The organism is Geminicoccus roseus DSM 18922 (assembly GCF_000427665.1).
GTDB classification, from domain to species: Bacteria; Pseudomonadota; Alphaproteobacteria; order Geminicoccales; family Geminicoccaceae; genus Geminicoccus; species Geminicoccus roseus.
The window spans coordinates 3,052,866-3,073,222 of record NZ_KE386572.1; the positions used below are offsets into that span (position 1 = coordinate 3,052,866).

Consider the following 20,357-nt stretch of genomic DNA (forward strand, 5'->3'; position numbering starts at 1 on the left):
GCGATCTTGAGCGATCTGGCCGCGCAGGCACATGTCCTGTCGATCTACCTGATCCCGCTGGTGCTGGCGATCACCCTGCATGAAGCCGCCCACGGTCTGGTCGCCGACAAGCTGGGCGATCCCACCGCCCGCCAGCTGGGCCGGGTCAGCCTGAACCCGCTGGTGCATGTCGACCCGGTCGGCACCTTCGTCCTGCCGGGCATCCTGCTGCTCACCGGCAGCCCGTTCCTGTTCGGCTGGGCGAAGCCCGTGCCGGTGCGCTTCGGCTACCTGCGCCACCCAAGGCGCGACATGGCGCTGGTGGCGCTGGCGGGTCCGGGCGTCAACATCGCCATGGCGTTCGCCGCAGCCCTGGTGCTGCACCTGACCCTGGGCCTGGACAGCCGGGTCGGCGAGTGGGTCAGCCAGAACCTGACCGCCTTCGTCAACGTCAACGTGGTCCTGGCGGTGTTCAACATGCTGCCGCTCCTGCCCATGGATGGCGGCCGGGTCCTCAACTCGCTCCTGCCGCCGGCACTTGCCTGGAAGCATGCCAAGACCGAGCGCTACGGCCTGCTGATCCTGCTGGGCATCCTGTTCCTCGGGCCGCTGCTCGGCTCGATCTGGGGTATGCAGATCAACCTGATCGAGCCGATCCTGATGCCGCCGGTCGAGTTCGTGTTCCGCTGGGTCTACATCCTGACCGGCTGGGGCGACCCGTTGTCGTGAGCGAGGCGGCGGACGACCAGGGCTTCACTGTCGAGCTCGGCGGCTTCCAGGGACCGCTCGACCTGCTGCTCGACATGGCGCGCCGGCAGAAGGTCGACCTTCGCGCGCTGAACCTGGTGGCGCTGGTCGACCAGTTCGTCGCCTACCTGCAGGCCGCGCGGCGCCGGGAGCTGACCGTCGCCGCCGACTACCTGGTGATGGCGGCCTGGCTGCTCTGGCTGAAGTCGCGGCTGCTCCTGCCCAAGGAGGAGCCGGACGAGGAGGCGGAGGAGGCGGTCGACGACCTGGAGGCGCGGCTGCGCCGCCTGGACGCCATCAAGGCGTTCGCCCGCGAGCTCGAGACCATGCCGCGCCTGGGCTTCGAGCGGCTGGCCCGGGGCGTGGCGGAGAGCTTCGCGCTGGAGACCCGCTACCTGCCGACCGCCAGCCTGGGCGACCTGGTGGCGGCCCATGCCGGGCTGAAGCGGCGGCACCAGGCGGTGATCCTGCGCTTCCCGCCGCCGCCCACCTGGTCGATCGACCAGGCGATGGCGCGGTTCGAGGCGCTGGTCAGCGGGACGTCTTGGCTGGAACTGGAGAGCCTGCTGCCGCCGGACCTGGCCGACGGGTTCGGGCGGCGCACGGCGCTGGCGTCCGGGCTGGTCGCCGGCCTGGAGCTGGCGCGGCAGGGCCGGATCGAGCTGGTCCAGGACCGGGCGTTCGGCCCGATCCTGGTGAGGGGGGCTGGATGAGCCGGGAACTGGGGCTGAAGATCGTCGAGGCGGTGCTGTTCTCGCGGGCGGAGCCGGTGGACGAGGCGGTGCTGCAGGCGCACCTGCCCGAGGACGTCCATGTCGGCGACCTCCTGCCCGAGCTGATGCTGGCCTATAGCGGCCGGGGCATCCGGCTGGAGCGGATCGGCCGGGGCTGGGCGCTGCGCACCGACCCCGAGATCGCGCCCTATCTCGCCCGGATCGAGGAAAAGCGGCGCAAGCCGTCCAAGGCGGTCATGGAGACGTTGGCGGTGATCGCCTGGAAGCAGCCGGTCACCCGCGCCGAGATCGAGCAGGTCCGCGGCGTCGGCCTGGCGCAGGGGACGCTGGAGCAGCTCCTGGACGCGGGCTGGGTGGCGCCGGCAGGGCGGCGCGAGGTGCCGGGGCGGCCGATGACCTGGGCGACCACTCAAGCATTCCTGGACGCGTTCGGCATCTCCAGCCTGGACGACCTGCCCCGGCCGGACGACCTGGACGCCCCGGACCTGGTGGTGCTGGCGCAGCGCACCGGCGAGGAGCCGCCGGTGGAGGTGCCCGCCGGCGGGTTCCCGAACCATGTCGCCGGCTCGTGAGCGGGCAGGGCGCGTGACGCCGCTGGACCGCTCCCCGCGCTTCGTCTATCGGTGCGTGCATCGAGGGGTGACCGGATTAGCGGTCGCCCGAAGACGGCAGGCGTGACCTCATCGTGTTCGATCTGGCCTGGTCCGAAATGGCCATCATTATGGTGGTGGTTCTGGTGGTGGTCGGTCCCAAGGACCTGCCGCGCCTAGCCCGTACCCTCGGCCAATGGGTCGCCAAGGGCCGCTCGATGGCGCGCGAGTTCCAGCGCCACATCGACGACATGGCCCGCGAGGCGGACCTGCAGGACCTGAAGGACAGCGTCCAGAAGATCAGCCCGGCCGGCGTCCGCGACCATATCACCAAGACGATCGATCCGGACGGCACGCTGGGCAAGTCCCTGGACCACCGGGAGATCGCCAAGTCCCTGGAGCCGGCCCCGGCCAAGCCCGCCGCGGCGCCCGCCCCGGCAGCTGCGGAGACGGCCGCGGCACCCGCCGTTCCGGCCGCCGAGGGACCGGCACCTGCTCCGGTCGCAAGCCAGGCCGCTGCCGCGCCGTCCGCAACGACGGGGCCGTCCCCGGCCGAGTCTGCCCCGAAGCCCACGCCCGCACCCGCCGAGAAAGCCTGAATGGCGCTGATCAAGGATATCGACGACCGAGAGATGCCGCTGCTCGACCATCTGCTCGAGCTGCGCAATCGGCTGATGTGGTCGCTCGGCGCGTTGTTCATCGGTTTCCTGATCTGCTACGCGTTCTCCGAGCAGATCTACCAGTTCCTGGTCGAGCCGCTGCAGATCGCCTACGGCAACCAGACCGGCCGGCGGATGATCTATACCGGCCTCACCGAAGCCTTCTTCACCTACCTGAAGGTGGCGATGTGGGGCGGGATGATGCTGGGCTTCCCGATCATCGCCACCCAGATCTGGATGTTCATCGCGCCCGGGCTCTACAAGCAGGAGAAGCAGGCATTCCTGCCGTTCCTGCTGGCCACGCCGGTCCTGTTCTTCCTGGGCGCGGCGCTCTGCTACTATCTCGTGTTCCCGCTGGCCTTCCATTTCTTCCTGAGCTTCGAGACCAGCGGCGCCGACGGCACCATGCCGATCGAGCTGGAAGCCCGGGTCGGGGAATATCTCGACCTGGTCATGAAAATGGTGTTCGCGTTCGGGCTGTCTTTCCAGCTCCCGGTGGCGCTGACCCTGCTGGGCCGGGTCGGCATCATCGGCTCGGCCGGGCTGATCCGGAACCGGCGCTACGCGATCGTCGGCGTGTTCGTGCTGGCGGCGATCGTGACCCCGCCGGACGTGATCAGCCAGATCAGCCTCGCCGTGCCGATCCTGCTGCTCTACGAGCTGTCGATCATCGCGGTGAAGATGGTCGAGAAGAAGCGGCGCGCCACCGAGGCGGCCGAGGAAGCCGAGGCTGCGGCTGCTGCTCGCGACAGCGACGACGACACGCCCACCACCACGGGCTGACGCGCGGAGCCTGCTCCGCGTGCCCCGGAGGACACCTGCCGGAAACAACCGGCGGTCCTTCGGGGGGCGCCCTGCGCGATCCGGTCTTCCCTGCGCCGCCGCTGATGCATAAGAGACCCACTTAGCATCTGACGGGGGCGGGAAACCTTGTTCGACCTGAAGTGGTTGCGGGACAACGCGGACGCGTTCGACGACAGTCTGCGCAAGCGTGGCGCGGCGCCGGCGGCGTCGGGCCTCCTGGCGCTGGACGCCGAGCGGCGCCGGATCGAGACGGAGCTCCAGGAGTTCCAGTCCAGCCGCAACCGCCTGTCCCGCGAGTTCGGCCAGGCCAAGGCCAAGGGCCAGCCGTTCGACCAGCTGCAGGCCGAGCTTGCGGAGCTGAAGGACAAGGTCCGGGCCGGGGAGGAGCGCCTGGCCGTGGTCCAGGCGGAACTGGACGCCAGCCTCGGCAGCTACCCGAACATCCTGCAGGCGGACGTGCCCGAGGGGCCGGACGAGAGCGCCAATGTCGAGCTGCGCCGGGTGGGCACGCCCAGGACGTTCGACTTCACCCCGGTGCCGCACGACGAGGTCGGCGCCCGGCTGGGCATGGATTTCGCCACGGCGGCGAAGATCTCCGGCGCCCGCTTCGTGCTGCTGCGCGGGCAGATGGCCAGGCTGGAGCGGGCGATCGCCGCGTTCATGCTCGACCTGCAGACCGTCGAGCACAGCTATGCGGAGATGGCTCCGCCCTTGCTCGTGAACGACAAGGCGCTGTTCGGCACCAACCAGCTGCCGAAATTCGCCGAGGACCTGTTCCACACCACCACCGGCTATGCGCTGATCCCGACCGCCGAAGTGCCGCTGACCAACACGGTGGCCGGCGAGATCCTGGACGGGCGCGACCTGCCGCTGCGGATGACCGCGCACACCCCCTGCTTCCGCTCCGAGGCCGGTTCGGCCGGACGCGATACCAAGGGCATGATCCGCCAGCACCAGTTCAACAAGGTCGAACTGGTGTCGGTGACCACGCCGGAGCAGTCGGAGGCCGAGCATCTGCGCATGACCGCCTGCGCCGAGGAGGTGCTCAAGCGTCTGGGGCTGCCCTACCGGGTCATGCTGCTGTGTTCGGGCGATACCGGGTTCGGGGCCACCAAGACCTACGACATCGAGGTCTGGCTGCCGGGGCAGGGGCTTTATCGCGAGATCAGCTCCTGCTCGAACTGCCAGGACTTCCAGGCCCGGCGCATGAACGCGCGCTACCGGCCGGCACCCGGCGAGAAGCCGCGCTTCGTGCATACGCTGAACGGCAGCGGGCTGGCGGTTGGTCGCACGCTCGTCGCCATTCTGGAGAATGGTCAGGAGGCCGACGGTTCGGTAACCCTGCCGGCGGCGCTGCGCCCCTATTTCGGCCAGGACCGCCTCCTGCCCGTCGCCTGAAGGATCTGCTCCCTTGCGTATCATGGTCACCAACGACGACGGCTATGCGGCCGCCGGCATCGGCATCCTCACGAAGATCGCCCAGCAGATTTCCGACGATGTCTGGGTGGTGGCCCCGGAGAGCAACCAGTCCGGGGTCGGCCACGGCCTGACCATCCGCCGGCCGCTGCGCGCCCGCCGGCTCGGCGAGAAGGCATTCGCGGTCGATGGCACCCCCACCGACTGCGTGATGCTGGGCCTGCAGAGGCTGATCGAGGACAAGCCGGTCGACCTGGTGCTGTCCGGGATCAACCATGGCAGCAACCTGGCCGACGACATCACCTATTCGGGCACGGTCGCGGCGGCCATGGAAGCGACTCTGTGCAAGGTGAAGGCGATCGCCTTCTCGGCGCTGAGCGGCCGGGACCGGGAGGTGCGCTGGGAGGTGGCCGAGCATTTTGCGCCCTCGCTGATCAACAAGCTCCTCCAGGCCGGCTGGCCCAAGGAGGTGCTGATCAACGTCAACTTCCCGGACCTGCCGGTCCAGGAGATCGCCGGGATCAAGGTGGCCGGGCAGGGCACCCGCAAGATCGGCGACGCGATCATCGAGCGCATCGATCCGCGCGGCGAGACCTATTACTGGATCGGCGAGACCCATGCCGAGCAGGAGGCGGGCGAGGGCACCGACCTGGAGGCCACCAACAACGGCTTCATCTCGGTGACCCCCGTCCACCTGGACATGACGCATCCCGGCAGCATGGCGGCGCTGCGTTCTGTCGTGGAAAGTTAAATCCTCCTGTCCAGTTCATCCCCAGCTTGTACCGTGTCGTTGGCGTGACGTATCGAAACGCCATGGTACGTCGCGTCGCCCTGCCCCTGCTGGTCATTGCCGCCGGTCTGGCCGGCTGCTCGGAACTGCGCCCGGTCGAGCAGGGCGTGGGGCAGAGCTGGGTGACCGCCAAGCGGGCCGCCTATACCGGGCCGGCCAGGCTGCACAAGGTCGTCCGGGGCGACACCGCCTCGGGCATCGCCGATCGATACGGAGTTTCGCTGCAGTCGTTCGTGGTCGCGAACAACCTGAGCAAGCCCTACATCGTGAAGCTCGGCAGCAACGTGCGCATCCCGCCCAAGCGCGGCGAGAGCGCGCCCAGGGCCGTGCCGGCGCAGGCGCCGCGTCCGGTCGAGCGAGAGGCGCCGGCGCAGCCGTCGCCCATGGCGCCCCAGCCAGCGCCCAGCGACATCCAGGTGGCGACCCTGGCGCCGTTGCCGTCGGTGCGCGAGGCGCCGGTGCCGGCCCCCGCGCCTGAGCCTGCGGCGGCGCCGGTGCAGGCGGTGCCGGATCCGGGCGCCCAGGCCCGGGCCTCGGCCAAGACCCCGCCGCCCTTGTCGGGGGACGGCTTCCTCTGGCCGGCCTCGGGCTCGGTGGTCAGCGGGTTCGGCAAGAAGATCGACGGCAGCGAGAACGACGGCATCAACATCGCCGCGGCCCCGGGCACCCCGGTCCTGGCCGCCGAGAACGGCGTCGTCTCCTATGCCAGCGACGAGATCGTCGGCTGGGGCAAGATGGTGCTGATCCGCCATGCCGACGGCTTCACCACCGGCTATGCCCATCTGGAAACCATCCTGACCGCAGTCGGCGACGACGTGGCCCGCGGCCAGGTGATCGGCCGGGTCGGCCAGACCGGCTATGTCGAGACGCCGCAGCTCCATTTCGAGCTGCGCTCGGGCAAGCGCGCGCTCAACCCGAGCAAGCACCTGATCCGCGACAAGGACCTGGAGGTCGCCAGCCGCTGACGGCGGCACCTCCAGGAAAGCCCCCGTCCGGTTCCTGGCTCAGGTCTTGATCCGGTAGCCGGTCCGGAAGATCACGGCGATCGCTCCCAGGCACAGCAGCATGAACATCAGCGTCATGCCGAGGCTGATCCCGACATCGACATCGGCGATCCCGTAGAAGCTCCAGCGAAAGCCGCTGACCAGATAGACCACCGGGTTGAACAGGGTGATGTTCTGCCAGAGCGGCGGCAGCATGGAGATCGAGTAGAAGCTGCCGCCCAGGAAGGCCAGCGGCGTCACGATCATGACCGGGACGATCTGCAGCTTTTCGAAGCCGTTCGCCCAGATGCCGATGATGAAGCCGAACAGACTGAACGTCACCGCGGTGAGGACCAGGAAGGCCGCCATCCAGACCGGGTGCATGATCGAGTAGTCGACGAACAGCCGGGCGGTGAGCAGGATGATGCTGCCGAGGATGATCGACTTGGTGGCGGCCGCGCCGACATAGCCGATCACGATCTCGACCGCCGAGATCGGCGCCGAGAGGATCTCGTAGATCGTCCCGGTGTAGCGCGGCATGTAGATGCCGAAGGAGGCGTTCGACAGGCTCTCGGTCAGGATCGAGAGCATGACCAGGCCCGGCACGATGAACGCGCCGTAGCTGACCCCCTCGATCTGCTCCATGCGCGAGCCGATCGCCGATCCGAACACGATGAAGTAGAGCGAGGTGGAGATCACCGGCGCGGCGATGCTCTGCAGGAGCGTTCGGCCGGTGCGGGCCATCTCGAACAGGTAGATGGCCCGGATCGCGTACAGGTTCATCGGCGTCCCCCCACCAGGCTGACGAAGATCTCTTCCAGCGAGCTCTGGCTGGTCTGCAGGTCCCGGAAGTCGATGCCGCTGGCTTCCAGCCGGCGCAGGAGCTGCGGGATGCTGCGCTGGTCGTCATGGCTGTCGAAGCGGTAGACGATCTGGCTGCCGTCGTCGGAAAGCTCCAGGTCGTAGCCGTCCAGCCCGCCGGGCAGGGTCTCGACCGGGTGCTGCAGCAGAAGCGTCAGCTGGCGCTGGCCGAGCTTGTTCATCAGGGCCTGCTTGTCCTCGACCAGCACGATCTCGCCCTTGTCGATCACCCCGATCCGGTCGGCCATCTCCTCGGCCTCCTCGATATAGTGGGTGGTCAGGATGATGGTGACGCCGCTGCGGCGCAGTTCGCGGACCATCGCCCACATGTCGCGGCGTAGCTCGACGTCGACGCCGGCGGTGGGCTCGTCCAGGAACAGGATCTGCGGCTCGTGGGAGAGCGCCTTGGCGATCATCACCCGCCGCTTCATGCCGCCGGACAGCGCCAGGATCTTGCTGTCGCGCTTCTCCCACAAGGAGAGGTCGCGCAGCACCTTTTCCAGATGCGCCGGGTTCGGCGGCTTGCCGAACAGGCCGCGGCTGAACTTCATGGTCGCCCAGACGCTCTCGAACGCGTCGGTGGTCAGTTCCTGCGGCACCAGCCCGACCTTGGCCCGGGCGGCGCGGAACTCGGTCCGGATGTCGTGGCCGTCGGCCATGACCGTGCCGGCGGAAGCGTTCACGATCCCGCAGATGATGCTGATCAGCGTGGTCTTGCCGGCACCGTTCGGTCCCAGCAGAGCGAAGATCTCGCCGCGGCGGATCTCCAGGTCGATGTTCTTCAGCGCCTGAAAGCCCGAGGCGTAGGTCTTGGCCACGCCGCGCACCGATATGATCGAATCCGTCGGAATCATCCGACCACCTCTCCATAAGGACGTCGGCGACGCGCCCCGCGCAGGGCCTCGGCCCACCAGCGCAGCTGGGCCAGCATCGCGTTCATCGGCTTTTCTGAAATCTCCGGGTCGCGCAGCCCGCCCGCCGGCTCGAAGCGCTCCCATGCGTTCGCGAAGCTCACGCTGTTGCGGATCGTGACGGCATGAACCTCCGCGAATACCTGACGCAACTGCTCGACCGCGCGCAGCCCGCCGCTGATCCCGCCATAGGACACGAACGCGACCGGCTTCGCCTGCCAGGGCTCGTACACCGAATCGATCAGGAACTTCAGGGGGGCTGGATAGCCATGATTATACTCCGGCGTGATGACCACGAAGCCGTCGGCCTGTCGCAGGCGCTGGCGCAGCGCCACGAGGCCTGGATGCCGGTCGGGCCCGTGCCGGGTGGGCAGGTCGAAGGCCAGCGGGTCGATCGTTTCGCCGGCAAGGCCGGACCGGCGGCGGATCTCCGCCAGCGCCCAGGCCGCGACCTTGTCGCAGAGCCTGCCCTCGCGGGTGCTGCCCAGGATCACGGCCAGCCGGATCTCGTCGTTCATGGGGATTGCTCCTCCAGCTTGTGGACGGGGAGCCAGATCCGTAAAACCTCAACAATGGTTGAGGTCAAGGATGATGGCGATGGGCGGGCGGAGCAGGCCGGGTCTGCGGCGCGAGCTGAGCGTGGGCGAGGTGGCGGAGCGCAGCGGCGTCGCGGTCTCGACGCTGCATTTCTACGAAAGCAGGGGCCTGATCCGCAGCCACCGTAGTGCCGGCAATCAGCGGCGCTATCCGCGCGAGGTGCTGCGGCGCGTGGCGGTGATCAAGGTCGCCCAGCGCACCGGGATCCCGCTCGCCGCGATCGGGGCGGCGCTGGCGACCCTTCCGGAAGGGCGCACGCCCGGGGTGGAGGACTGGCGGGCTTTGTCGGCGGCCTGGCGCGAGGAGCTGGATGCCCGGATCGACCGGCTGGTCCGGCTGCGCGACCAGCTCGACGGCTGCATCGGCTGCGGCTGCCTGTCGCTCGCTTCCTGTCCCTTGCGCAATCCGGGCGACGAGCTGGGCGGGCAGGGGGCAGGCCCGCGCCTGATCGACCCCGATTGAGGCTGCCTGGGCGTGCCGGGACATGAACCCAACCGCACCCTCCGCTACGCCTGCAGACGGCAGATTGCGCCCCCGTTGCGGCCCTGATCGGCGAACATCCCATCAGGAACCCAGCATCAGCGAAGGCCCGCATGATCCCGACCGACCGGTTCGACGACGCCCTGGTCTATGCCAGCCGCCTGCACCGGAACCAGCGCCGCAAGGGCACGGGTATTCCTTATGTCGCTCATCTCCTGGCAGTCGCGGCCCTGGTGATCGAGCATGGCGGCGACGAGGACCAGGCGATCGCGGCCCTTCTGCACGACGCTGCCGAGGACCAGGGGGGTGCGGCGACCCTGGCGGAGATCGAGGCGCGGTTCGGCCCGGCCGTGGCGGGAATCGTCGCGGACTGCACCGATTCCTGGTGCGAGCCCAAGCCGCCATGGCGGGCACGCAAGCAGGCCTATCTGGAGAAGCTGGCGGCCAAGCCGGAAGCGTCGCAGCTGGTCTCGCTCGCGGACAAGACCCACAACGCCCGGGCGATCCTGGCCGATCGCCGGCAGGTCGGGGAAGCGATCTGGGACCGCTTCACCGGCGGGCGCGACGGGACGTTGTGGTACTACCGGTCTCTTGCCCACTGCTTCGGCACAGTGTTGCCGGGCCCGCTCACCGATGAACTCCAGCGCACGGTGGCTGCCCTGGCGTCCGAACCCGGCTAGAGCCCTTCGAGCGACACGCCGGAACGACCGGCCAGGTCCTGGACGAACTGCATGGCGACGCGGCCGGACCGCGAGCCGCGCGTGGTTGCCCACTCGATCGCCTGGCGGCGCAGCTCCTCCGGCTCGATCCTGATGCCCAGGCGCTGCACGTAGCCCTGGACCATGGTCAGGTAGACGTCCTGCGAGCAGGGATGGAAGCCCAGCCACAGGCCGAACCGGTCGGACAGCGACACCTTCTCCTCGACCGCCTCGCTCGGGATCAGGGCAGTCTGTCGCTCGTTCTCGATCATCTGCCGCGACATCAGGTGCCGGCGGTTGGAGGTCGCATAGAACAGGACGTTGTCGGGCCGCCCCTCCAGCCCCCCTTCCAGCACCGCCTTCAGCGACTTGTAGCTGGTCTCGCCCTGGTCGAACGACAGGTCGTCGCAGAAGATCAGCGCCCGGCGGCCGCTGTCGCGCAGGATCGCCAGGAGCCGGGGCAGGGTCTCGATCTCCTCGCGATGGATCTCGACCAGGAGCAGGCAGCCAGGGTCGTCCCGGTTGATCGCCGCGTGCATCGCCTTGACCAGCGAGCTCTTGCCCATGCCGCGCGCACCCCAGAGCAGGGCGTTGTTGGCAGGCATGCCCCTGGCGAAGCGGGTGGTGTTGTCCAGGAGGATGTCGCGTACCCGGTCGATGCCCTGCAGCAGTTCCAGGTCGACCCGCGCCACCCTGGGCACCGGCCGCAGGGTCGAGTTTTCCCAGACGAACGCGTCATGGGCGGACAGGTCGGGCGTGGGCGGGGGAGGCGGGGCCAGCCGCTCCAGCGCGGCGGCGATGCGGGCCAGGACGTTCGGATCGGCTTCCATGATCGCGGATCATTCATGCGTGAGACGTTGGGCGTTCGGCATAGCGGGCGGCCCTGTCGATTGCCAACCGCCGGCGTTGAACCTATGGTCCGCCGCGATTCAAAACCGACCGTAGCTCCGAGGCGTGGATGTTCGTTAAAGAAGCTCTGGCGCAAGCCGCCGGGGCGCCTGCCGCCGGTGGCGCCTTCGACATCGTGTCGCTGCTGCCGCTCGTTCTGATCTTCGTGGTCTTCTACTTCCTGCTGATCCGTCCGCAGCAGAAGAAGATGAAGGACCATCGCGAGATGATCGCGTCGCTCAAGCGGGGCGACAAGGTGATCACCGGGGGCGGGATCATCGGCACCATCGTCAAGAGCGACGAGGGCAAGCCGATCATGACCGTCGAGATCGCGCCGAACGTGCGGGTCGAGGTCGCCCGGTCGACCATCACCGACAAGTATGTCGACACGCCGCCGCCGCCTGCCAACCAGGACAAGGCCGCGCCGGCCAGTGGCGGCATGTTCGGCAAGCTGCTCGGCAAGAAGTGAGACGGACCGGTCGGTGCTGAACCAGTCGCCCTGGAAGGTCACGCTCGTCCTGCTCGTCTGCCTCGCAGGGCTGATCTTCGCGTTCCCCAACCTGTTCAGCCGTGACACGGTGGAGCAGTGGCCGGGCTTCCTGCCCAAGTCCCAGATCAACCTGGGTCTCGACCTCCAAGGCGGCGCCTACCTGCTGCTCGAGGTCGATTCCGAGGCGGTGGTCCAGGAACGGATGGAGGAGCTGACCAACGAGGTGCGCGTCGCCCTGCGCGGCGCCGGCATCGGCTACCAGGGGCTGGGCGTGGTCCGCGACGCGGTCACCTTCCGCCTGACCGATCCCTCGCAGCGTGACGCCGCCATGGAGGCGCTGGCGCCGCTGAACGGGCCTGCCGGCAGCGGCACGAGCGGCTCGATGTTCGCGCCGGGCACGCTCGGCGGCATGGAGCTCGACATCCAGGGCCAGCCCGACGGCCGGATCTCCCTGGCCCTGAGCGAGGCCGGCAGCTCCTCGCGCATCACCGCCGCGATCACCCAGTCGCTGGAGATCGTGCGCCGGCGCATCGACGAGCTCGGCACCCGCGAGGCCTCGGTGCAGCGCCAGGGCGAGAACCGGATCGTCGTGCAGGTCCCGGGCGAGAGCAGCCCGGAATCGATCAAGCGCCTGCTCGGCCAGACCGCCAAGCTGACCTTCCACTTCCTCGACCTCGACACCCCGGTGAGCGAGGCCCGCGCCGGCCGCCTGCCGCCCGGAACCATGCTGCTCGGCAGCGACGAACTCGGCTCGGACGGGCAGCCGATCCAGTACGTGGTCCGCCGCCAGGTGGTGGTGGGCGGCGAGAGCCTGGTCGATGCCCAGCCGACCCTGCAGGACAACCAGGCAGTGGTGAGCTTCCGCTTCGACAGCGCCGGCGGCCGCAAGTTCGGTCAGGCCACCCAGCAGAATGTCGGCCAGCTGCTCGCGATCGTGCTCGACAACAAGGTGATCTCCGCACCGCGGGTGAACGAGCCGATCCTGGGCGGGTCGGGGATCATCAGCGGCAACTTCACCTTCCAGAGCGCCACCGAGCTGGCGGTGCTGCTGCGCGCCGGCGCCCTGCCGGCGCCGCTCGACGTGATCGAGGAACGCTCGGTCGGGCCGGAACTGGGTGCGGATTCGATCCGCTCCGGCGTGCTCGCCTGCATCGTCGCGGGCATCGCCGTGTTCACGTTCATGCTGGTCTATTACGGGCCGGTGTTCGGGCTGATCGCCAACCTGGCCCTGGTGGTGAACCTGATCCTGGTGCTGGCGATCATGAGCTTCCTGGGCGCCACCCTGACCCTGCCCGGCATCGCCGGCATCGTGCTGGTGATCGGCGCCGCCGTGGACAGCAACGTGCTGATCTACGAGCGCATCCACGAGGAGGTGAAGAACGGCCGTTCGCCGATCGCCTCCCTCGACGTGGGCTTCAACGAGGCGATGCGCACGATCGTGGACAGCAACCTGACCTCGCTGATCGCCGGCATCGCCCTGTTCATCTTCGGCACCGGACCGGTGAAGGGCTTCGCGGTGACCCACTCGATCGGCATCGTGACGACCATGTTCACCGCGGTGACCTTCACCCGCATGATCGTCGCCTACTGGTATAAATGGCGCCGGCCCAAGGTCATTCCGCTATGATCGCGCCGACCTCCGCAAAGGGCGCCCGTTGATGGCCTACCGTCTCCGCCTGGTCCCCGAGGGCCTTAACGTCCCGTTCTTCCGCTACCGCTGGCCGTTCTTCATCTGGTCGGCGGTGGTCCTGGTCGCCACCATTTTGCTGGTGGCGATCAACGGGCTGAACTTCGGCATCGACTTCAAGGGCGGCACCGTCATCGAGGTGGAGATGCCGGCGCCGGCCGATCTCGGCCGGATGCGCAGCACCATCGACCAACTCGGGCTCGGCGCCAGCGAGCTGCAGACCGCCGGCAGCAACCGCGACGTCCTGATCCGCCTGGAGGCCTCGGAGGACCAGGACGAGCAGCGCGCCCGGATCGCGCAGGTGAAGGATGCGCTGAACGCCGAGTTCGGCGAGGGCATCGTCTACAAGCGCCAGGAATTCGTCGGGCCGAAGGTCAGCGGCGAATTGCTGATGAACGGCGTCTGGGCGGTGCTGATCTCGGTGGTGGGCGTGCTGGCCTATCTCTGGTTCCGCTTCGAGTGGCAGTACGGCATCGGCGCCCTGGCGGCGCTGATCCACGACGTCTCGGCGGGGATCGGGATCTATGCCATCACCGGCATGGAGTTCAACCTGACCTCGATCGCGGCCCTGTTGATGATCGTCGGCTACTCGCTGAACGACACCGTGGTGATCTACGACCGGATCCGCGAGAACCTCCGGCGCTACAAGGCGATGCCGATCGAGCAGCTCTTGGACCGCTCGGTCAACGAGACCATGGCGCGGACCCTGGCGACCGCGCTCACCACGCTGCTGGCGCTGATCTCGCTGTTCCTGCTGGGCGGCCCCGTCATCCGCGACTTCACGGTGATCATGATCGTGGGCGTGGTGGTTGGCGTCTACTCGACGATCTACATCGCCTCGCCGGTGCTCTACTACCTCAACCTGCGCTCGACGGGATCGGCGCCGTCCAAATCGGTGCCGGTGCACGCCAAGGGCTGAAAGGCCGACCATGGAAGTGACGCCCCTGCTGCCGGAGGGCCGGCAGGTCGTCCAGTCCTACCGGGATGACGGCTTCACCATCGCCGGCGAGCGCCACCAGGGCTCAGTCCTGGTGCTGCCCGACCGGACCATCGCCTGGCCGGTCACCCGCTTCGACGAGGTGACGGAGGAGGCGCTGGAGCCGCTCCTGAGCGCTCCCCAGCCGCCCGAGGTGCTGGTGCTGGGAAGCGGCAGCGGCTTTCGCATGATCGACCCGCGCCTGCGCCAGCGCCTGCGCGCCCGGGGCGTCGTGGTCGAGTGCATGGCAACCCCGGCGGCCTGCCGGACCTTCAACGTGCTGCTGGTGGAGGACCGCAAGGTCGCCGCCGCGCTGATCACGATCGGAAGCTGAGCGACCATGGCGCTGGATCTGGAGCGGGTCCGGGCCGACACCCCCGGGGTGCAGCGCCGGGCGTTCATGCACAATGCCGGATCTGCCCTGATGCCGGCGCCGGTGGTGCGGGACATGAAGAACCACCTGGACCTGGAAGCCGAGATCGGGGGCTATGCGGCGGCGGCAGCGCGTGCGCAGGAGCTGGAGGACGTCTATCTCAAGGTTGCCCGCCTCCTGAACGCCTCCGCCGACGAGATCGCGCTGACCGAGAACGCGACCGTCGCCTGGCAGATGGCGTTCTATGCGCTGCAGTTCGGCCCGGGCGACCGGATCCTGACGGCGCAGGCCGAGTATGCCGCCAACTATGTCGCCTTCCTGCAGGTGGCGCGGCGGACGGGTGCGGTCATCGACGTGGTCCCGAGCGACGGGGAAGGGATGCTGGACGTCGCCGCCCTGGAACGGATGATCGACCACCGGGTCAAGCTGATCGCCGTCACCTGGGTGCCCACCAATGGCGGCTTGACCAATCCGGCCGCCGAGATCGGGCAAGTCGCGCGTGCCCACGGCATCCCCTACCTCCTCGATGCCTGCCAGGCGGTCGGGCAGATGGAGGTCGACGTCCAGGCGCTGGGCTGCGACATGCTGTCGGCCACCGGACGCAAGTTCCTGCGCGGTCCGCGCGGCACCGGGTTCCTTTATGTTCGGCGGGAGCTGATGCGGCGGCTGGAGCCGCCGATGATCGACCACTTTGCGGCGCCCTGGGTAGCCATGGACCGCTACCAGCTGCGCGAGGACGCGCGGCGCTTCGAGACCTGGGAGAACAATTACGCCGCCAGGCTTGGCCTGGGAGCTGCCGTGGACTATGCGCTGGAGATCGGGATGGGCCCGATCCGGGAGCGTTGCCTGCATCTGGCGGGGCGGCTTCGGGCGGGCCTGCACAGCCTGGGGTCAGCCCGGGTTCATGATCTGGGCAGGTCGCCCAGCGCAATCGTCAGCTTTACGATCGATGGTGTGCCGGCGGCCGAGGTGGTGGCCGCCGCGGGCAGGGCGTCGATCACGATCGGCGTCTCCGACCCGGCCAGCACCAGGCTCGATGCCGAAGCGCGCTCGCTGCCGCCGGTCGTGCGAGCCTCGCCGCACTACTACAACAGCGAGGACGAGATCGACCAGCTGCTGGACCTCTGCACGAACCTGCCGGCGGCCTGACCGCCGGCAGGATCAACAGGGTCAGCTGGTGGCCTTGTTCAGTTCGGCCTCGACGGCTTCCCAGTCCACCAGGTGGTTCAGGAAGGCCGACAGGTAGTCCGGGCGACGGTTGCGGTAGTCGAGGTAGTAGGCGTGCTCCCACACGTCCACGCCCAGCAGCGGGGTGGCGCCGTCGACCAGCGGGTTGGAGCCGTTCGCCGTCTTGGACACCTTCAGCTTGTCGCCGGCCAGCGACAGCCACGCCCAGCCGGAGCCGAACTGGGTGACGCCGGCCTGCTTGAACTGCTCGGTGAAGGTCTCATAGCTGCCGAAGTCGTGCTCGATCCGCTTGAGCAGCTCGCCGCCCGGCTTGCCGCCGCCGCCCTTCTTCATGGTCCGCCAGAACAGGTTGTGGTTCCAGTGCTGGCCGGCGTTGTTGAAGATGCCGGCCTTGGCCGGGTCCTTGGATGAGGCGAGCACGATCTCCTCGAGCGACTTGTTCTCGAGGTCGGTGCCGGCGACGAGGTTGTTGAGGTTGGTGACGTAGGTCTGGTGGTGCTTGCCGTGGTGCAGCTGCAGCGTCTCTTCGCCCATGTACGGAGCGAGGGCGTCGTGCGCGTAGGGCAGCTCAGGTAGGGTAAAAGCCATCAGAATTTCCCTCGACGTGGAGGCGTGGCTGAGCACGCCCGTCTAGCCCCCGCTACATAAGGGGCGACGCTCACTGTGGAAAGATGCCGTGGCCCTTGCGGGTTCCAAGTTCTGAGGTCAGTTCCAGGGCGACGGCCGCTCCGGCCGCCGGTCCGGAGACGATCTTGAACCTAGGCCTCGACCCCTCGCTGACCCACGAACTCCATCGCGACGACCCGGACCGCTTCTGGTGCCTGGTGCCGGTTCCACCCGCGGCCCGGCCGCCGGTGGCGGCGCTCCTGGCGTTCAACCAGGAGCTGGGGCGGGTCGCCGAGCAGGTGACCCAGCCCATGGCCGGCTTCATCCGCCTGCAATGGTGGCGGGAGGCGATCGAGGAGGCCCGTGCCGGCCGTGCCAGGCGCCAGCCGGTCGCCCAGGCCCTGCCGCTGATCCAGGCGGCGGGGCTGCCCGACGAGCGGCTGGAAGGCCTGGTCGATGCCCGCGAGCGCGAACTCGACGAGGCTCCAATCACCGATCTGGAGGAGCTGAAGGCCCATGTCCGGGCCACTGCCGGCGCCCTGCAGGCGGGGGTGGCCACCCTTACCGGCGGCGAGGCCGAACGGGCGCGGCGGATCGGAACCGCTTACGGGCTGGTCGGGATCCTGCGGGCGACCGGCCATCTGGCCGCCGGCGGGCGCTGCCTGCTGCCGGCCGACCTGCTGGAGAGCCATGGCGTCAGCCGCAGCGCGGTGCTGGCCGGCGAGACGGGGGAAGGGCTGCGGGCGGTGGCACGGCAGGTGGCCCAGGCGGCGGAAGCGGAAATGCGCGGACTGCGGCCAAGGCGCGGCGAGGCGGCCACCCCGCTCCTGCTGATCACCCGGCACCAGCTGCGCGCCCTTGGGGCCGCCGAATATGATCCGTTCGCCGCGGCCTCCATCGGGCGGCCGCGCCATCTCGCCCTGCGCCTGCTCCTGCTTCAGGGCCTGGGATGGTGATCAGGGCTTGCGGCGCACTTCCTGGTTGAAGGTCGACACGGTGCTGATCGCGATCTTGGCCGACCCGTCGGTGACCTGCTTGGTGTAGACCACGTAGACCAGGGTCTTGTTGGCATCGTCCCAGATCCGCCGGACAGCCAGCGACTTGAAGACGAGGCTCTTGCCCTCGCTGAAGATCTCCTCGCCTTCCTCGTCGGTCTCGATGTCGCCGATCACCAGCGGCCCGGTCTGCCGGCAGGCGATCGAGGCGTTGGACGGGTCCTCGAACCAGTTGCCCTTGGTCACCCGGTCGATCAGGCTGCGCGAGAAATGCGCCACGTGGCAGGTCACGCCCTCCACCTCGGGATCGGGGAAGGCCTCGATGACGACGCCGTTGCCGGTCCAGTCGTTGCTGAAGGAACCGACCTCCTCGGCAAGCGCTGGCGTGCCCAGCAGCGTGAGGGCCAGGGCAGCCGGCATCCAAGATCTCATTTCTGCTCCGACATGACAGGCGGGTGGGACGGTCTCTATATCCGAGAACGAACAGCACGCGGGGAGGGGAGTTCCATGACCGGCAGATGGCCTTCGGCCGAGGAGTGGCTGGCGCGGCTGGTGGGGTTCCCCACGATCGCCGGGGGCTCCAACCTGGATCTGGTCGAGCATGTCCGCGACGCCCTCGACCAGATCGGGATCCCTGCCTCGCTCGGCTACGACCCGACCGGAACCAAGGCCGACCTGCTGTTCACCATCGGCCGGCAGGACGAACCGGGCGTGCTGCTCTCGGCTCATTCCGACGTGGTGCCGGTGGCAGGGCAGGCCTGGACCAGCGACCCGTTCACCCTGGCCTGCCGGGAGGACCGGCTGGTCGGGCGGGGAGCCTGCGACATGAAGGGCTTCATCGCCTGCGTCCTGGCTTCGGTGCCCATGATGCAGTCGGCGGCCCTGCACTGGCCGATCCATGTCGGCATCTCCTATGACGAGGAACTGGGCTGCAAGGGCGCGCCGGCGCTGCTGGAGCGGATCCGCGCCGAACTGCACCACCTGCCGGCCGGCTGCGTGGTCGGGGAGCCCACCGGGATGCGGCTCGTCGACGCCCACAAGGGCAAGGGCGGCTGGCGCTGCACGATCACCGGCCGGTCCGGCCACTCGGCGCTGACCCACCAGGGCGTCAACGCAGTGATCGCCGCCGCGGAACTGATCCAGCACATCCAGGGGATGCACCAGGGCTTCCGGCGCAACGGCCCGTTCGTGGACGGGTTCGAGCCGGACCATACCACCGCCTCGGTCGGCCGGATCGAGGGAGGCGGCCAGCTCAACATCATTCCGGAGGGCTGCGAGTTCGCGTTCGAGTTCCGCACGGTGCCGGGCGAGCGGCCGGAGCAATGGCTCGCCCGGGTCATCGAGCATGCCGAGCGCCAGATGCTGCCGGGCATGCGGGCGATCGCGGCGGAAGCGGACATCACCTTCTCGGAGCTGATCTCCTACCCCGGCCTGGCCCCGGCCCCCGGCAGTCCCTTCCGGCGCATGGTCGAGGACCTGGCCGAGCCGGGCGCCGCCGGGAAGGTCGCCTATGGCACCGATGGCGGCGTGATCGCCAGCGCCGGCATCCCCACGCTGGTCTGCGGCCCGGGCCAGATGAGCGTCGCGCACAAGCCCGACGAATATGTCAGCAAAGGCCAGCTCGACCGCTGCCTGCGCTTCCTGGAGGGACTGGCCAGCGCCAGCACACGCCAGGAGCCGCTCCTGGCGGACTGACGTGCAAGGAGAACGGTGCGGCCGCGGTGGCCCGCCGGCCGTGCCCGGGGGATCCGGAGACCGGCCGGTTCAGGCCGGGCTCAGGCTCGCGGTCTTGGGGGGCTGGCCGCCCTGGGGAAGCTCCACTTCCAGCTCCAGCACGGAAACGCCCTGCTGACGCTGCATGTGGACCTTCACCTGGTCCTTGTCGATCGCGATGTATTTCCGGATCACCTCAAGGATTTCCTGCTTCATCATCGGCAGGAAATCCGGCGCGCCGGTATTGACCCGCTCGTGGGCGAGCAGGATCTTCAGCCTGTCCTTGGCCTCGACAGCCGTATTCTTCGGCGGCCGGCCGAAGATCCGGTCGAGCAGATTCATGCCGACCTCCTGAACAGACGCTCGAAGAAGCTCTTCTTCTCGGGCTGCAGGAAGCGCAGCTCCGCCTCCTCACCCATCAGCCTCGATACCGCATCCTTGTAGGCCTCGGAAGCCTTGGACTTCTCGTCCAGGATCACCGGCATGCCGACATTGCTGGCGGAGAGCACCGACGGGCACTGCGGGATGACGCCCAGCACCGGGATCGCCAGGATCTCGATGATGTCGTCCATCTTCAGCATCTCGCCCTTGACCACGCGCTCCGGGTCGTAGCGGGTGACCAGCAGGTGCTGCTTGACCGGGTCCAGGCCGAGCTCGGCGCGCCGGCTCTTCGAGTTCAGGATGCCCAGGATCCGGTCGCTGTCGCGGACCGAGCTGACTTCCGGGTTGGTGACGATGATCGCCTCGTCGGCGAAGTAGAGCGCCATCATGGCGCCCCGCTCGATGCCGGCCGGGCTGTCGCAGATGATGTAGTCGAACTCGCCCTTGAGCTCGTCCAGGACCTTCTGGACGCCCTCCTGCTTCAGGGCCTCCTTGTCCTTGGTCTGCGAGGTCGGCAGGATGCTGAGATTCTCGACCCGCTTGTCCTTGATGAGGGCCTGGTTGAGGCGCACGCCATCGTTGATGACGTTGATGAAGTCGAACACGACCCGGCGCTCGCAACCCATGATCAGATCGAGATTGCGCAGGCCCACGTCGAAATCGATCACGACGGTCTTCATGCCGCGCATGGCGAGACCGGTCGCGATCGCGGCGGCCGACGTGGTCTTACCGACCCCGCCTTTGCCCGAGGTGACGACGATGACCTTGGACAAGGTGACCCTCCCTGGAGGCACGATCGAAAATGTTGCAG

At 68.5% G+C, this 20,357-nt stretch carries 25 protein-coding genes; 17 read left to right on the top strand and 8 right to left on the bottom strand.

What is annotated here, in order from left to right:
- Positions 1-6: 6 nt before the first annotated feature.
- The 8 genes from GEMRO_RS0115260 to GEMRO_RS29910 all read left to right on the top strand — a co-directional run bounded on the left by GEMRO_RS0115260 (position 7) and on the right by GEMRO_RS29910 (position 6,684).
- Positions 7-708 carry a site-2 protease family protein gene (locus GEMRO_RS0115260; protein ID WP_027134692.1) on the top strand — a complete coding sequence of 234 codons (702 nt, stop codon included), beginning with the start codon at positions 7-9 and terminating at the stop codon, positions 706-708.
- Positions 705-1,439 carry a segregation and condensation protein A gene (locus GEMRO_RS0115265; protein WP_027134693.1) on the top strand — a complete coding sequence of 245 codons (735 nt, stop codon included), beginning with the start codon at positions 705-707 and terminating at the stop codon, positions 1,437-1,439. Before GEMRO_RS0115260 ends, GEMRO_RS0115265 begins: the two co-directional genes overlap by 4 nt.
- A complete protein-coding gene (gene scpB, locus GEMRO_RS29900; protein WP_051329107.1) occupies positions 1,436-2,032 on the top strand; it encodes an SMC-Scp complex subunit ScpB in 597 nt (198 codons plus the stop codon). The genes GEMRO_RS0115265 and scpB overlap by 4 nt, the downstream gene beginning before the upstream one ends.
- 113 nt (positions 2,033-2,145) lie before the next feature.
- Positions 2,146-2,649, top strand: a complete 504-nt coding sequence (gene tatB / locus GEMRO_RS29905; protein ID WP_035485396.1) for a Sec-independent protein translocase protein TatB — start codon at positions 2,146-2,148, stop codon at positions 2,647-2,649.
- On the top strand, positions 2,650-3,492 hold the full coding sequence (gene tatC, locus GEMRO_RS0115280; protein ID WP_027134694.1) for a twin-arginine translocase subunit TatC: 843 nt from the start codon (positions 2,650-2,652) through the stop codon (positions 3,490-3,492).
- 147 nt (positions 3,493-3,639) lie between these two features.
- Positions 3,640-4,911 (top strand): serine--tRNA ligase, encoded by a 1,272-nt coding sequence (gene serS, locus GEMRO_RS0115285; RefSeq protein WP_027134695.1) that lies wholly within the window; start codon positions 3,640-3,642, stop codon positions 4,909-4,911.
- A 22-nt stretch (positions 4,912-4,933) separates the two neighbouring features.
- Positions 4,934-5,680, top strand: coding sequence for a 5'/3'-nucleotidase SurE (gene surE / locus GEMRO_RS0115290; protein WP_051329108.1), 747 nt, complete (start codon positions 4,934-4,936; stop codon positions 5,678-5,680).
- A gap of 62 nt (positions 5,681-5,742) precedes the next feature.
- Positions 5,743-6,684: a M23 family metallopeptidase gene (locus GEMRO_RS29910; RefSeq protein WP_051329109.1), complete on the top strand. Its 942-nt coding sequence runs from the start codon at positions 5,743-5,745 to the stop codon at positions 6,682-6,684.
- Positions 6,685-6,723: 39 nt separating this feature from the next.
- Here GEMRO_RS29910 and GEMRO_RS0115300 read toward each other — a convergent pair whose 3' ends face one another.
- The 3 genes from GEMRO_RS0115300 to GEMRO_RS0115310 are packed head-to-tail and all read right to left on the bottom strand — an operon-like array spanning position 6,724 to position 8,992.
- Positions 6,724-7,485 carry an ABC transporter permease gene (locus tag GEMRO_RS0115300; protein ID WP_027134697.1) on the bottom strand — a complete coding sequence of 254 codons (762 nt, stop codon included), beginning with the start codon at positions 7,483-7,485 and terminating at the stop codon, positions 6,724-6,726.
- Positions 7,482-8,417: an ABC transporter ATP-binding protein gene (locus tag GEMRO_RS0115305; protein WP_027134698.1), complete on the bottom strand. Its 936-nt coding sequence runs from the start codon at positions 8,415-8,417 to the stop codon at positions 7,482-7,484. Before GEMRO_RS0115305 ends, GEMRO_RS0115300 begins: the two co-directional genes overlap by 4 nt.
- Positions 8,414-8,992, bottom strand: coding sequence for an NADPH-dependent FMN reductase (locus GEMRO_RS0115310; protein ID WP_027134699.1), 579 nt, complete (start codon positions 8,990-8,992; stop codon positions 8,414-8,416). Before GEMRO_RS0115310 ends, GEMRO_RS0115305 begins: the two co-directional genes overlap by 4 nt.
- A gap of 79 nt (positions 8,993-9,071) precedes the next feature.
- Between GEMRO_RS0115310 and soxR the strand changes: the two genes are divergently transcribed.
- Positions 9,072-9,533, top strand: a complete 462-nt coding sequence (gene soxR / locus GEMRO_RS0115315; RefSeq protein ID WP_027134700.1) for a redox-sensitive transcriptional activator SoxR — start codon at positions 9,072-9,074, stop codon at positions 9,531-9,533.
- A gap of 131 nt (positions 9,534-9,664) precedes the next feature.
- On the top strand, positions 9,665-10,231 hold the full coding sequence (locus GEMRO_RS0115320) for an HD domain-containing protein (RefSeq protein ID WP_027134701.1): 567 nt from the start codon (positions 9,665-9,667) through the stop codon (positions 10,229-10,231).
- Here the strand turns inward: GEMRO_RS0115320 and GEMRO_RS0115325 are convergent.
- Positions 10,228-11,079, bottom strand: a complete 852-nt coding sequence (locus tag GEMRO_RS0115325; RefSeq protein WP_027134702.1) for an ATP-binding protein — start codon at positions 11,077-11,079, stop codon at positions 10,228-10,230. The genes GEMRO_RS0115320 and GEMRO_RS0115325 overlap by 4 nt on opposite strands.
- Before the next feature lie 128 nt (positions 11,080-11,207).
- Here GEMRO_RS0115325 and yajC point away from each other — a divergent pair, with 128 nt between their 5' ends.
- Genes yajC through GEMRO_RS0115350 form a run of 5 tightly spaced genes read left to right on the top strand, consistent with a single transcriptional unit; the run spans position 11,208 to position 15,812 of the window.
- On the top strand, positions 11,208-11,606 hold the full coding sequence (gene yajC / locus GEMRO_RS0115330; RefSeq protein WP_027134703.1) for a preprotein translocase subunit YajC: 399 nt from the start codon (positions 11,208-11,210) through the stop codon (positions 11,604-11,606).
- A 13-nt stretch (positions 11,607-11,619) separates the two neighbouring features.
- Complete coding sequence (gene secD, locus GEMRO_RS0115335; protein ID WP_027134704.1) at positions 11,620-13,254, top strand: protein translocase subunit SecD; 1,635 nt, start codon at positions 11,620-11,622, stop codon at positions 13,252-13,254.
- A 31-nt stretch (positions 13,255-13,285) separates the two neighbouring features.
- Positions 13,286-14,233: a protein translocase subunit SecF gene (gene secF / locus GEMRO_RS29915; protein ID WP_035485398.1), complete on the top strand. Its 948-nt coding sequence runs from the start codon at positions 13,286-13,288 to the stop codon at positions 14,231-14,233.
- Between the two features lie 10 nt (positions 14,234-14,243).
- A complete protein-coding gene (locus tag GEMRO_RS0115345) occupies positions 14,244-14,624 on the top strand; it encodes an Mth938-like domain-containing protein (protein ID WP_027134705.1) in 381 nt (126 codons plus the stop codon).
- 6 nt (positions 14,625-14,630) lie between these two features.
- A complete protein-coding gene (locus tag GEMRO_RS0115350) occupies positions 14,631-15,812 on the top strand; it encodes an aminotransferase class V-fold PLP-dependent enzyme (RefSeq protein ID WP_035485401.1) in 1,182 nt (393 codons plus the stop codon).
- A gap of 21 nt (positions 15,813-15,833) precedes the next feature.
- On the opposite strand, the gene GEMRO_RS0115355 is transcribed toward GEMRO_RS0115350, so the two are convergent.
- On the bottom strand, positions 15,834-16,439 hold the full coding sequence (locus GEMRO_RS0115355; protein ID WP_027134707.1) for a superoxide dismutase: 606 nt from the start codon (positions 16,437-16,439) through the stop codon (positions 15,834-15,836).
- A gap of 164 nt (positions 16,440-16,603) precedes the next feature.
- Between GEMRO_RS0115355 and GEMRO_RS29920 the strand changes: the two genes are divergently transcribed.
- Positions 16,604-17,413, top strand: a complete 810-nt coding sequence (locus tag GEMRO_RS29920) for a phytoene/squalene synthase family protein (protein WP_051329110.1) — start codon at positions 16,604-16,606, stop codon at positions 17,411-17,413.
- Here the strand turns inward: GEMRO_RS29920 and GEMRO_RS0115365 are convergent, their stop codons facing one another.
- Positions 17,414-17,872 carry a CreA family protein gene (locus tag GEMRO_RS0115365; protein ID WP_240476697.1) on the bottom strand — a complete coding sequence of 153 codons (459 nt, stop codon included), beginning with the start codon at positions 17,870-17,872 and terminating at the stop codon, positions 17,414-17,416.
- 87 nt (positions 17,873-17,959) lie between these two features.
- On the opposite strand from GEMRO_RS0115365, the gene argE reads away from it, so the two are divergent.
- Complete coding sequence (argE, locus tag GEMRO_RS0115370) at positions 17,960-19,147, top strand: acetylornithine deacetylase (RefSeq protein WP_027134709.1); 1,188 nt, start codon at positions 17,960-17,962, stop codon at positions 19,145-19,147.
- Positions 19,148-19,216: 69 nt separating this feature from the next.
- Here the strand turns inward: argE and minE are convergent, their stop codons facing one another.
- Entirely contained in the window at positions 19,217-19,507 is a 291-nt protein-coding gene (minE, locus tag GEMRO_RS0115375) for a cell division topological specificity factor MinE (RefSeq protein WP_027134710.1), read from the bottom strand.
- Positions 19,504-20,319 carry a septum site-determining protein MinD gene (minD, locus tag GEMRO_RS0115380; protein ID WP_027134711.1) on the bottom strand — a complete coding sequence of 272 codons (816 nt, stop codon included), beginning with the start codon at positions 20,317-20,319 and terminating at the stop codon, positions 19,504-19,506. The genes minE and minD overlap by 4 nt, the downstream gene beginning before the upstream one ends.
- Positions 20,320-20,357: the final 38 nt, after the last annotated feature.